The sequence below is a fragment of the Mesorhizobium sp. 2RAF21 genome, from assembly GCF_052115345.1.
GTDB classification, from domain to species: Bacteria; Pseudomonadota; Alphaproteobacteria; order Rhizobiales; family Rhizobiaceae; genus Mesorhizobium; species Mesorhizobium terrae.
The window spans coordinates 83253-94855 of the sequence record NZ_JBFRGM010000021.1; the positions used below are offsets into that span (position 1 = coordinate 83253).

The 11603-nt window shown below is 64.8% G+C and carries 11 protein-coding genes; 4 read left to right on the top strand and 7 right to left on the bottom strand.

What is annotated here, in order from left to right:
* Nucleotides 1-201 precede the first annotated feature (201 nt).
* From hdaA to AB4136_RS27240, 3 genes are read right to left on the bottom strand one after another with little or no spacing between them, the layout of a single operon-like run.
* Nucleotides 202-891 carry a DnaA regulatory inactivator HdaA gene (gene hdaA, locus AB4136_RS27230; RefSeq protein WP_036255353.1) on the bottom strand — a complete coding sequence of 230 codons (690 nt, stop codon included), beginning with the start codon at nucleotides 889-891 and terminating at the stop codon, nucleotides 202-204.
* Between the two features lie 8 nt (nucleotides 892-899).
* Nucleotides 900-2066, bottom strand: a complete 1167-nt coding sequence (locus AB4136_RS27235; RefSeq protein WP_024926942.1) for an AI-2E family transporter — start codon at nucleotides 2064-2066, stop codon at nucleotides 900-902.
* Complete coding sequence (locus tag AB4136_RS27240) at nucleotides 2038-2595, bottom strand: CDP-alcohol phosphatidyltransferase family protein (RefSeq protein ID WP_024926943.1); 558 nt, start codon at nucleotides 2593-2595, stop codon at nucleotides 2038-2040. Before AB4136_RS27240 ends, AB4136_RS27235 begins: the two co-directional genes overlap by 29 nt.
* A 226-nt stretch (nucleotides 2596-2821) precedes the next feature.
* On the opposite strand from AB4136_RS27240, the gene purM reads away from it, so the two are divergent.
* The 3 genes from purM (at nucleotide 2822) to AB4136_RS27255 (ending at nucleotide 5175) form a co-directional block, all read left to right on the top strand.
* On the top strand, nucleotides 2822-3886 hold the full coding sequence (purM, locus tag AB4136_RS27245) for a phosphoribosylformylglycinamidine cyclo-ligase (protein WP_024926944.1): 1065 nt from the start codon (nucleotides 2822-2824) through the stop codon (nucleotides 3884-3886).
* Nucleotides 3883-4596, top strand: coding sequence for a phosphoribosylglycinamide formyltransferase (purN, locus tag AB4136_RS27250; protein WP_024926945.1), 714 nt, complete (start codon nucleotides 3883-3885; stop codon nucleotides 4594-4596). Before purM ends, purN begins: the two co-directional genes overlap by 4 nt.
* A 63-nt stretch (nucleotides 4597-4659) precedes the next feature.
* Nucleotides 4660-5175, top strand: a complete 516-nt coding sequence (locus tag AB4136_RS27255) for a SixA phosphatase family protein (RefSeq protein ID WP_024926946.1) — start codon at nucleotides 4660-4662, stop codon at nucleotides 5173-5175.
* A 12-nt stretch (nucleotides 5176-5187) separates the two neighbouring features.
* Here AB4136_RS27255 and AB4136_RS27260 read toward each other — a convergent pair whose 3' ends face one another.
* The 3 genes from AB4136_RS27260 to AB4136_RS27270 form a co-directional block, all read right to left on the bottom strand.
* On the bottom strand, nucleotides 5188-5571 hold the full coding sequence (locus AB4136_RS27260) for a hypothetical protein (protein ID WP_024926947.1): 384 nt from the start codon (nucleotides 5569-5571) through the stop codon (nucleotides 5188-5190).
* Nucleotides 5572-5972: 401 nt separating this feature from the next.
* On the bottom strand, nucleotides 5973-6866 hold the full coding sequence (locus AB4136_RS27265; RefSeq protein WP_024926948.1) for a cation diffusion facilitator family transporter: 894 nt from the start codon (nucleotides 6864-6866) through the stop codon (nucleotides 5973-5975).
* 85 nt (nucleotides 6867-6951) lie between these two features.
* Nucleotides 6952-7869: a LysR family transcriptional regulator gene (locus tag AB4136_RS27270; RefSeq protein ID WP_024926949.1), complete on the bottom strand. Its 918-nt coding sequence runs from the start codon at nucleotides 7867-7869 to the stop codon at nucleotides 6952-6954.
* A 97-nt stretch (nucleotides 7870-7966) separates the two neighbouring features.
* Here AB4136_RS27270 and AB4136_RS27275 point away from each other — a divergent pair, with 97 nt between their 5' ends.
* Nucleotides 7967-8695, top strand: a complete 729-nt coding sequence (locus AB4136_RS27275; RefSeq protein ID WP_024926950.1) for a glutathione S-transferase family protein — start codon at nucleotides 7967-7969, stop codon at nucleotides 8693-8695.
* Nucleotides 8696-8784: 89 nt separating this feature from the next.
* Here the strand turns inward: AB4136_RS27275 and AB4136_RS27280 are convergent, their stop codons facing one another.
* Nucleotides 8785-10893 (bottom strand): molybdopterin-containing oxidoreductase family protein, encoded by a 2109-nt coding sequence (locus AB4136_RS27280; RefSeq protein ID WP_024926951.1) that lies wholly within the window; start codon nucleotides 10891-10893, stop codon nucleotides 8785-8787.
* Nucleotides 10894-11603 lie beyond the last annotated feature (710 nt).

Genomic DNA, 11603 nt, shown 5'->3' on the forward strand with positions numbered 1-11603 from the left:
CTCCCCTTGTGGGAGAAGGTGGCTCGGCGCGCAGCGCCGAGACGGATGAGGGGTGCTGGAAGAAATGAGACGTTTCAGAGCCAGCGCATTGGCTTAAGAACACCCGACATCCCGCGAGGCCGCACTCCGTCCAGCACCCCTCATCCGACCTCGCCTTCGGCTCAGCCACCTTCTCCCACAAGGGGAGAAGGAAACGCACGCTCACAACTCGAACTCGCCCTGCCCCTCGTCAAGCGCGTTGACGGCATCGGCCGCCATGCTGCGTGTGATGCGCGCCTTTTCCTCGAGCGCCAGCCGGTCGAGACGCTCGACCACACGCATGGCGGTGGCGAGCGACCGTTCGATGCGCCGGACCAGATATTGCACGACGTGCGGCTCGACCTCGACCTGACGGTCGGCGAACAGCTTGGTGATGACGCCGGCGAGCAGTACGTCGTCCGGCTCGTGGATTTCGACGGTCGCAGCCGCCTTCAGCCGGGATACGAGATCCGGCAGCGTCGCGCCCCAGGCGGCGGGAAAGCGCCGGGCGGTGAGCAATAATTGCGAACCGCCGCCGCGCACCGCATTGATGAGATGGAACAGCCCTTCCTGGTCCAGCGTACCGGTGTCAATGTCGTCGACCAGCACCGGCCGGCCATCGAATGTCGCCGCGGCCGCTTCGACCTGCCCGGCTTCGACAACCCGTGCATCGGCCATCTCGCGCCAGATCGCTGCCAGATGCGTCTTGCCCGAGCCGGCGGGTCCGGCCAGCACGACGACCGGCGCAGGCCAGTCCGGCCAGCGGTCGACCAGCGCGGCGGCTTCCGCATTGGAGCTGGAAACCACCAGATCGTCACGCGAATAGGCGGTGCCGTGCCCGAGATCGAGCGGAATCTGTCGTGGCCGTTCCATGGGCTGGTTTATCCGCGCCGCGCCTTGTCGCGCCGGCTGGCCAGAGGTGGTGGCTCGATACCGTGCCCCTTGTAGAGCGGCGATTCGAGATAGCGGGAGATGGCGAAGCGGACGAGCACGGCGATGGCGGCAGCCGCAGGCACCGCGATCAGCAGGCCGACAAAGCCGAACAGCGCGCCGAAGGCGAACAGCGCGAACATCAGCCACACCGGATGGAGCCCAACGCTCTTGCCGACCAGCTTCGGCGACAAGATGTTGCCCTCGATGAACTGTCCGACGAAGAAGACGCCGGCAACGGCGACGATCATCGCCCAATCCGGCCAGAACTGGACGAGCGCCACGCCCAGCGCCAGAACAAGGCCGGTCAGCGAACCGACATAGGGAATGAAGGAGATCAGGCCGGCGAACAGGCCGATCAGGATACCGAAATTGAGGCCGGTCAGCGTCAGCCCGATCGCATACATCGCGCCGAGTACAAGGCAGAGCGTGCCCTGCCCGCGCACGAAACCGGCGGTGGCCGTGTTAATGTCGGTGGCGATCTGGCGCACCGTCTCGACATGATCGCGCGGCACCCATTTGTCGACGGTCCCGACCATGCGGTCCCAGTCGAGCAGCATGTAGAAGGCGACCACAGGTGTGATCACGAACAGCGACACCACCGAAACCAGCGCCTTGCCGGAATTCCACAGCGACTGGAACACGGTGGTCAGCAGGCCGAGGCCGGAGGTCAGCGCCGAATTCAGCCCTTCCCTCAGCCCTGCTGCGTCGACGCCGAATTTCTGTTCCAGCCATTTCGGATCGAAGCTGGTGACCAGCGTCTGCAGGCGGGTCAGATATTCGGGCAGCTTGGCGGCAAAACCCGCCATCTGCGAGGCGAGCACCGGCACCAGGATCACGAAGGCCAGAACCAGGGTGACGATGAAGCCAATCAGGATCACCACCGTCGCCATGACACGCGACAGCCCAAGCCGTTCGAGCCGATCGGCGACGGGATCCAGGAAATAGGCAAGCACCATGCCGGCCACGAAAGGCAGCAGGATATCGCTGAACAGATAGAGGAAACCGATCAAGCCAATGGCGCTGATTAGCCAGAAGCGCAGTTGCCGACGGAATGCGGCGGCGGCCAGGGCCTCGGCCGCGTCGTGTTCAGGTTCCGGAAGTGTTGCCTTCGCCATTACCGCTCATATGCCTCAGCCAAGCCACGAGATAGGCTGCGGCCGAAGCCACGGTCAAGAGCCCGGACAGGATTATCAGGGCCGAGCGAAGCGGATCGAGATGCATGCCGAAGGTGAGTTCGGCCAGCACCTCCGCCGCCAGGATGATCTGGATTGCGGTGTTTGCCTTGGAAACCAGCAGGGGCTTCATTTCGACCGGATGGCCCATCACCGACGACAGCACCACCGCGCAGATGATCAGCCCGTCGCGGGAAACCACCGCCACGACCAGCCATAGCGGCAGTTGGTTGACCAGGCCGAGGACGACGAAGACGGAAACCAGCAAAAGCTTGTCCGCCATCGGGTCGAGATAGGCGCCGAGCCGTGAGCGCTGGTTGAACTGGCGGGCAATGAAACCATCGACGCCGTCCGATATGCCGGCGACCACGAAGCCGGCGAAAGCCCAGTCCCAGCGCGCTTGCAGCATGGCCAGCACCACGCCCGGCACCAAGAGCAGGCGGAGGATGGAGATCAGGTTGGGAATTGTGATTACCAACAGGCGACCCGTCTTTGTTCTCTGCGATACATGAGCGAAGGCGACCCGAACCGCAAGAGACCAGCGCACCAAGCCGCGCTATCCACGGATTTGTCTCGGGCGACCGCGCCTGCCGCCCTCTTGCGGTTGCGGGGGCGGACGGTTCGTGCGAAGAGCCGCGTGACGCGGTAAGGTGGTGCCGGTCGATCCCGCCGGACCGTCCCGCAAGCAGGGAACAGCGATGAACGAACGAACCAACGGGCTTACCTATGCCGATGCAGGCGTCGACATCGACGCCGGCAACCTGATGGTGGAAAAGATCAAGCCGCTGGTGCGGGCAACCCGCCGCCCGGGCGCCGACGGCGAGATCGGCGGCTTCGGCGGCCTGTTCGACCTCAAGGCCGCGGGCTTCTCGGACCCGGTTCTGGTGGCCGCCAATGACGGCGTCGGCACCAAGCTGAAAATCGCCATCGACGCCGGGAAGCATGACACGATCGGCATCGACCTCGTCGCCATGTGCGTCAACGACCTCGTCGTGCAGGGCGCCGAACCGCTGTTCTTCCTCGATTATTTCGCCACCGGAAAGCTCGACCCGGATCACGGCGTAGCCATTGTCAGCGGCATCGCCGAAGGCTGCCGCCAGGCCGGCTGCGCGCTGATCGGCGGCGAAACCGCCGAAATGCCCGGCATGTACCAGGAAAAGGACTACGACCTCGCGGGTTTCGCCGTCGGCGCGGCTGAGCGTGGTCAACTGCTGCCGACCAACGACATCGTCGAGGGCGATGTCCTGCTTGGGCTTGCCTCGTCCGGGCCGCATTCCAACGGCTATTCGCTGATCCGCCGCATCGTCGCCGCGAGCGGCCTCGCCTGGGATGCAAAGGCACCATTCGCGCCCGGCATGACGCTGGCCGAGGCCCTGCTCGAGCCGACCCGCATCTATGTGAAGTCGATCCTCAGGGCGATCCGCAACACGCATGGCATCAAGGCGCTGGCGCACATCACCGGCGGCGGTTTTCCCGACAACATCCCGCGCGTGCTGCCCAAGGAATTTTCAGCCGAGCTCGACCTCGACGCCATCGACGTGCCGCCGGTCTTCTCGTGGCTGGCCAAGACGGGCGGCGTCGCGCCGCACGAGATGATGCGCACCTTCAACTGCGGCATCGGCATGGTCGTGGTGGTGGCCTCGGGCCAGGCAGCGCAAGTCGCCGCCGTTTTGCAGGAGGCCGGCGAGACGGTGACGCCGATCGGCCGCATCGTGCCGCGCCGCGACAGCGGCGTGCTTTATCGGGGAACGATCGGCCTATGAGACCACAACGCAAGCGCACCGCGATCCTCATTTCCGGCCGCGGCTCCAACATGACCGCGCTGATCGCCGCTGCCGCCAATCCCGACTTCCCGGCCGAGATCGTCGGCGTCATCTCCGACAGGTCGGACGCCGCCGGCATTGGCCTTGCCATCGCGCGTGGCATTCCGGCGCAGGTCATTCCCCGCGCCGACCATGCTAGCAAGGAAGCGCATGACGCCGCGATCGACGCCGCCCTTGCCGGTCTCGGCACCGAACTGGTGGCGCTGGCCGGCTATATGCGCCTGCTCACCACGCCGTTCGTCGAGAAATGGCAGGGCCGGATGATCAACATCCACCCCGCGCTGCTGCCCGCCTTCAAGGGCCTGGACACGCATCGGCGCGCGCTGGAAACCGGAATGCGCATCCATGGCTGCACCGTGCATTTCGTCACGCCGGCCATGGACGAAGGACCGATCATCGCGCAGGCCGCAGTGCCCGTCTTGCTCGGCGACAGCGAAGACGCACTTGCCGCGCGCGTGCTGAAAGCCGAGCACCACATCTACCCGATGGCGCTGAAGCTCGTCGCGGAAGGCAAGGCGCGCATGGCGGAAGGCCGCACCGTGTTTACCGGCCTTGCCGAAAACGATACGCTGTCAGGCACCGTGGTCGCCGCGCCCAATCCGCTGCGTGCCGAGGTCGATCTGGAGCATCTGGCGCGCATCACGCCTTAAGGCCGACACGCCGCCGACATATCGCTGTGGTTTGTGTCTGACCACACTCGCAAGGATCATGTCATGAAACGGCTTCTTCTGCTGCGCCACGCCAAGTCGAGCTGGGACAATCCCGATCTCGCCGATGTCGAGCGCCCGCTGGCGCCGCGCGGCATCGAGGCAGCATTGCTGATGGGGCGCACCATCGCGCAGCGCAACTGGCTGCCCGACCGCGCCCTGGTCTCGTCGGCGGAGCGCACCCTCGAAACCTGGCGCCTGGTCTCCGGTGAATGGACCTCACGACCCGAGGCAAGTTTCTCGCACGCGCTCTACGAGGCGCCGGCTGATGCGATCCTGGCCGAAATACGCAACAATAACGAAGCCGACGAGACGCTGATGGTGGTCGGCCACAATCCCGGCCTTGAAACCCTGGCTGGAAGCCTCATCGCCGACACGTCGCACCGCAAGCTGGCGAAAGCCTTGAGCGAGAAATTCCCGACCGGCGCCCTGGCGCTTTTCGAATATGATGGCGACTGGGCAAGGCTCGACTCCGGCGCTGCCACCCTCACCCATTTCCTGCGACCGAAGGATCTCGGCTAAACGCAGCCGGGATCAGTGGCCGGAGCGTCGCAACAAGCCCATCCGCCGAAGCGCGAACGGTGCGGCGACAATCGCCAGCGCGCCGAGCAGCCATAACGCGACGATCGCCGGCCGGGCGATGACCAATGCTCCCGCCAGGACCTGCTGCACGAGCGACGCCGTGCCCTGCACATCGACCTTGTCGACCAGTTCCTTGCCGACACCGACCGCGCCGGCCACATCCTTGCCACCCTGCAGCAGAACACCGCTGTTGGTGGACAGCCAGCCGCCCAGCACGTCAACCAGGCCATAGGCCGCGACCGCCAAGAGCGTCCAGGCCAGGAAGATGCCGATGGCTGCAACGATGGCGAATTTGGACATGGCCGGGATGCTCGACACCGCTCCGGCGGGCATCATGTCGATCGTCCGTGTTGGCCGCTCGCCTCTCGGCGGTTGATTGCCTGCTGGTGGCTGCTCGTCACGAAAGTTTTCCCGACGATCATGCCCGGAACGCCCCCATCCCGAACCCGAACCATGCCCGCCACTGCCATGGCCGCCATTTCCGTAACCACCGCCGTGCTTGTTCTGTCTGGAACCGTGCCAACTCATATCGGCCTCCTTGATCCGTTAAGACACCGAAGCCGGCGCCATGGACCAAAGATAGATGCTCTAGTGACTAGAGGAGCAAGCGCCGATGCCAAAATGCCGCATGGCATACTGCATCGGCCAGAAAATCGGATTCGATTTTCGGCAGGCACGATGCAGCAGATTCAAAGCGTTAGAGCGTCCTTTGCGCGTCCAATTGGACGCGCGGCGCTCTAATGAATGGCCTCGAGCGGCGAACAGGTCTCGCGCTCCATCTGCAGCGTGGTGTGGTGCAGATCGAACTTTTCGCGCAGCACCGTTTCAGCCGCCCGGCGAACGGTCTCGGCGTCCGCGCCCTCGCCCAGCACAGCATGCGCGGTCAGCGAAACCTTGCTCTGGGTGATCGCCCACAGATGCAGGTCATGCACCGAGGCGACGCCAGGAGTTCCGGCGATCGCAGCCTCGACCTCCGACAGTTTCATGCCCGGCGGCACGCCTTCGAGCAGGATGTTGACGCATTCCTTGAGCAGCACCCAGGTGCGCGGGAAGACCATGAAGCCGATGCCGACGGCGATCAGCGAATCCACCCATTGCCAGCCGGTCAGCCAGATGATGATCGCGCCGGCAATGACGCCGACCGAACCCAGCATGTCGGCCCAGACTTCCAGATAGGCGCCCTTGACGTTGAGGCTCTTGTCCTTGTGGCTGGTGAGCAGTCGCATCGACGTCAGGTTGACCAGCAGGCCGACAACAGCGATGGCCAGCATGCCGAGCGAGGCGATCTCCTGCGTCTCGAACAACCGCTTGTAGGCCTCGTAGAGAATGTAGAACGCCACCGCCAGCAACAGCATGGCGTTGAAGGCCGCTGCCAGTATCTCGAAGCGGGCGTAGCCGTAGGTGCGCAGCAAATCCGCCTGCCGGCGGCCGATGCGAATGGCAAGCAACGCGATGGCAAGGGCCATGGCGTCGGTCAGCATGTGCATGGCGTCGGAAATCAGCGCCAGGCTGCCGGTAACGATGCCGCCGACGATCTCGACGATCAGGAAGGTGCCGGTCAGCCCGAGCGCCATCCACAGTCGCGAGGCCGGTGTCGTCTCAAGATCGCCGTGCTGGTGGTCGCCGCTCATCGCAATCTCCAAATCGCATCCGGGCCCACGCTAGACCGATATTGGCAACGATTGGAAGACACGGGCTCGCGCGGATGCGCTTCGATCAACCATGCATCCATCCCGCCGCATAGGTATCGACCGTCTCCTTCTGCAGCAGGAAATCGATCACTGCGCGCACGGCGGGAAGCTGTCCGCGCTTTTGCGGCGTCAGGATCGAGGTGATGACGCTGCCTGCGGTCCACCCCGGCAATACCCGCACCAACCGTCCTTGCCGCCGCGCCTGCGCCGAGATCATTTCCGGCAGGCAGACGACGCCCAGCCCCGCTTCCGCCGCCATCAACAGCGGTACGGATTCGTCCGCATAGAGGCGCGGCTGCGGGGTGACCTCAACCGTGCGCCCCTCCGCGTCGCTGAGGCGCCAGGCCTTGATCGTCATGTTGTTGAACAATCCTTCATGGTCGCTCAGGGCCTCGGGCGTCGCAGGCTCGCCGCGCTCCGCGATATAGGACGGCGCCGCGACCAGCGTGATCTTCTCCTTGCCCATGCGCCGATGGACGAGATCGGAATCCGGCAGCGGCCCGAAATGGCTGCGGACCGCGATGTCGAAACCGTCCTGCACCAGATCGACGAAACGATCGGTGACATGAAGCTGGACACGCAGCTTCGGATATTGGCGCGCAAGCAGCGGCAAGCGCGGCGCCAGCCGGAACTGGGCGGTCGGTACCGATGTCGTGATCCGCACAATGCCGCTCGGTTCCGCCAGGCGCCGATGCACGACGGCCTCGGCCGCTTCCGCCTCGATCATCGCGGCGCGGGCATGATCGTAGACGTCGCGTCCGACATCGGTCAGCGTGAAATTGCGCGACGTGCGGTGGATCAGTTGCACCCCGAGTGTCGCCTCCAGCGCGGCCACCCGCTTGCTGATCGTCGATTTCGGAAAGCCAAGGCGCCGGGCCGCGGATGCGAAGCCGCCGCTATCGACCGCCTGGGTAAAGAACTGGAGATCGTTGAGGTTCAGCATCAAAGTCTCCGCATGCAGACATTGGGTTTCAATTCGTCAGTCTACCGGGCAAAAGTCCACGAATCTATATCCGTTGCATCAACAACGGAGAACCAAAATGAAACCGATTTCCGAACCGATCTTCACCTCCGGCTTTCCGCTCGGCTCGTCCGCCGGGCTCGTCGCCGCCTTCGAATGGCTCGGCCAGCCCTACCGCCTGACCCGCGTGGACATGCTGGGCGAGATGCGCGAGGCCCCCTACAAGCGCCTGAACGGCCGGGTGGAAACGCCTGTGCTGATCACCGATGAGGGCCGCGTGCTGACCGAGACCATGGCGATCGCGCTGTGGCTGGAGGCGCGCGACACCGAGCGCCGCATCAGCTTCGAACCCGGCACGCCGGAAGCTGACCGCATGCACCAGTACATCGCCTTCCTCAACACCGGCTTCACCGGCGCGTTCTTCTCCATGTGGGTGGCGCTGGAGGCGGACGACGCCTCCGAGGAAGAGCGCGAGACGCTACGCAAATTCGGCCGCAGCTTCGTCGCCAAGCGCCACGAGCAGCTCGAGGCGATGATCGGCGACAGCCCGTATCTGCTCGGCGACAAGCCGACTCTTGCCGATGCGGTGTTTGCCGGCGTGGCGCGCTGGGTGGAGTTCCACAAGGCGATCGACCCGCGTGACTATCCGCGCATCCTGGCGCTGCGCCAGCGGATCGAGGCCGATCCCGCCTTCCGCTTCGCCGTGGCGATCGAGGACGGCAAGCCGGCCATCGGCAGCGGCGCGATGAAGGGGCTGGTCCCGCTGGAAGACGTGCTGCGCGACACCGGCGCCGCGCTCGCCGCCTAAACGCTCCGCCTGGAACGAGATCGGGCGTCATCCGTGGATGGCGCCCGATCTTTTTGAACTTGCGACCGAAGCCGGGTTCGTGCCGCGCCTTAAGTCGCCCGCACCCAGACCTTGTTGTCGTGAACGGCCGCGCCGCCATAGGGCGCAGGCGCGTCAGAGCCGGTCAGCACGTTGATGCCCTCGCCGCGCTCATGCGCCGAATTCGGCCAGATGCCCTCGGCGATGACGACGCCACGCTTCAACCCGGCGAAGAACTTCGTATGCAGCACTACCTCGCCGCGCCGGTTGCCGACCTCGACGCGCGCGCCTTCGGCAAGTCCGAGCACCTCGGCATCGTCAGGATGGATCAGAAGCTCCGGCCGAACTTCCTTGGCCTGCGACACCGGCGTCTCGGCGAAGCTGGAATTCAGGTAATTGCGCGCCGGCGAGGTCGCCAGGCGGAACGGATGCTCGGCATCCGCCACCTCGATCAGGTCGACATGGTCGGGGAATTCCGGCAGCTGTTCGACCGGGCCGAAAATGCCCATGCTCTTCGGCGGCTTGTTGGGTGCCGCGCCGCCGTTCCATTGCGGCTTGAAGCGGAACTTGCCGTCGGGATGGCCAAAACCTTTCAGGAAATGCGCGGTCTCGAAATCCGGCTGCATGTCGGCCCAGCGCTGTTCGCGCAGCGTGTCGAAATCGAGGTCGCGGTTCTTGAGCAGCGCGTTGATGTGTTCCTTCTCGGTCAGGCCGAAGCCCGGCAGGTGCGAAACGCCCAGACGCTTGGCCAATTCCTCGATGACATAATGGTTGGTGCGCGGGCCGACCGGCGGCTCGATCAGCTTCGGACCCAGCGTGATGTGCTGGTTGCCGCCGCCCTTGTAGACGTCGTCATGCTCCAAAAACATGGTGGCCGGCAGCACCACGTCGGCCAACTTGGCCGTGTCGGTCATGAATTGCTCGTGCACGCAGGTGAACAGGTCCTCGCGCAGGAGCCCCTGGCGCACCAGCCGCTGTTCGGGCGCGACGTTCATGGGATTGGTGTTCTGGATCAGCATCGCCGTCACCGGCGGGCCGCCATAGAGCGCATCCTCGGCATTGGTCAGCACCGGACCGATGCGCGAATGATCGAGATAGCGCACCTTGGGGTCGCGGTAGCGGTCGCCTTCGAGCAAGTCCTTGTTGAACTTGAAGCCGGAAATGCCTGAATTGGAATGGAAAGCGCCGCCGCCCTCATATTGCCAGCAGCCGGTGACGGCGGCGATGGAAAGCGCGGCGTGCATGTTGACCGAGCCGTTGCGCTGGCGCGCGAAACCATAACCCAGCCGGAAGAACGTCTTTTTCGTCGTGCCGATCAGGCGGGCAAAAGCCTCGATCTCGGCAACGGTGAGGCCGGTGATCGCCGCCGCCCATTCCGGTGTCTTGTCGGCAAGATGCGCTTCCAGCCCCTTCGGGTCGTCGGTGTATTTTTCGAGATAGGCGCGGTCGGCCATGTTTTCGCGAAACAGCACATGCATGACCGCGCAGGCGAGCGCGCCGTCGGTGCCGGGCTTCAGCACCAGGCCCATGTCGGCCTGCTTCATGGTGGCGTTTTCATAGATGTCGATGACGACGATCTTGGCGCCGCGTTCCTTGCGGGCCTTGATCGCATGCGTCATCACATTGACCTGGGTCACCACCGCATTTGTGCCCCAGACGACGATGCAATCGGAACGGCCCATTTCGCGCGGATCGGAGCCGCGCAGCGCGCCGGTGCCCATGACATAGCCGGTCCAGGCAAGATTGGTGCAGATCGAACCGAAGAAGCCGGAATATTTCTTGGCGTGGCGCAGCCGCTCGATGCCGTCGCGCTGCACCAGCCCCATCGTGCCGGCGTAGAAATAGGGCCATACCGTCTCGGAGCCGTATTTTTCCTCGGCCGCGATGAATTTTTCGGCGACGAGGTCGAGCGCGGCTTCCCAGCTGGATTCCTTCCACTGGCCGTCGCCCTTGGCGCCGGCCCGCACCAGCGGCTTCATCAGCCGGTCGGGATGGTGGATGCGGTCGGCGTAACGTGCCACCTTGGCGCAGACGACGCCGGCCGTGTAGCTGTTGTCCTTGGCGCCATGCACACGGCCGATGCGGTCGGGCCCGAGCAGTTCGACATCGAGCGCGCAGGTCGACGGGCAGTCATGCGGACAGGCCGAATGGCCGATGCGGATCTTGGCGTGGGTGTTCATGGCGCCCTTTTACCTGTTTGCCGGCGCGCAGTGTAGGGCCAGTTTGTGGATAGCTGGAGGCAGCGCGAGCTGTTTTCGCATCGACGAGAGAAATCGAATTTCGTTGAAGGCAGGCCCGGCGCGAGGCAAAGGCGCCGCCTTCGTCATTCCGGGCCAGCGAGGCGAAGCCGAGCGCCGACCCGGAACCCATTAGTCCCAGCGCATTGAGCACGGCCCGGATCTGAGTTCGCACGGACCGCGGTGAAAGATGCAGCGCCGGTTCGGCTGCGTGAACGGTCCAGGACGAGGACCGGGCCGTGCTCGACGACAGGCGACCAATGGGTTCCGGCTCTCGCTGCGCTCGGCCGGAATGACGGCGGCGGTGCAGTCGCGATGACGCGATAACGCGTTGATACACTTCTTCATCGCCACGCTGCGGAAATCCGCCCTGGCCATTGTCAAAGAGCACTCCCCTTGCGGGAGGTGGGAAGCGGGGCGCCGGGTCGGGGCCTCTCTGTAGTAGTACGTGGCGCCTTCCGGGCGCCCCGCCAGTGTTCTTGCCCCGGACCGACCTCGCCGTCCTTCGCGACGGCAGACTTCGGGCCTCGAGCCGCCATTTTCGGCGGCCGGGTTTTTCCAGGGCCCGGACTTAGGGCTCGTCACCAGACACCGCCACCGTTAGCGCTGCCAGTCCGGCACCGGCGCCCTCCCTGATACCCGGTGCGCACCAG

Coding starts and splice junctions, on each gene's coding strand:
- hdaA (WP_036255353.1), bottom strand. CDS start 891: ATGGAACGGCCACGACAGATTCCGCTCGATCTCGGGCACGGCACCGCC.
- AB4136_RS27235 (WP_024926942.1), bottom strand. CDS start 2,066: ATGGCGAAGGCAACACTTCCGGAACCTGAACACGACGCGGCCGAGGCC.
- purM (WP_024926944.1), top strand. CDS start 2,822: ATGAACGAACGAACCAACGGGCTTACCTATGCCGATGCAGGCGTCGAC.
- purN (WP_024926945.1), top strand. CDS start 3,883: ATGAGACCACAACGCAAGCGCACCGCGATCCTCATTTCCGGCCGCGGC.
- AB4136_RS27255 (WP_024926946.1), top strand. CDS start 4,660: ATGAAACGGCTTCTTCTGCTGCGCCACGCCAAGTCGAGCTGGGACAAT.
- AB4136_RS27260 (WP_024926947.1), bottom strand. CDS start 5,571: ATGATGCCCGCCGGAGCGGTGTCGAGCATCCCGGCCATGTCCAAATTC.
- AB4136_RS27265 (WP_024926948.1), bottom strand. CDS start 6,866: ATGAGCGGCGACCACCAGCACGGCGATCTTGAGACGACACCGGCCTCG.
- AB4136_RS27270 (WP_024926949.1), bottom strand. CDS start 7,869: ATGCTGAACCTCAACGATCTCCAGTTCTTTACCCAGGCGGTCGATAGC.
- AB4136_RS27275 (WP_024926950.1), top strand. CDS start 7,967: ATGAAACCGATTTCCGAACCGATCTTCACCTCCGGCTTTCCGCTCGGC.
- AB4136_RS27280 (WP_024926951.1), bottom strand. CDS start 10,893: ATGAACACCCACGCCAAGATCCGCATCGGCCATTCGGCCTGTCCGCAT.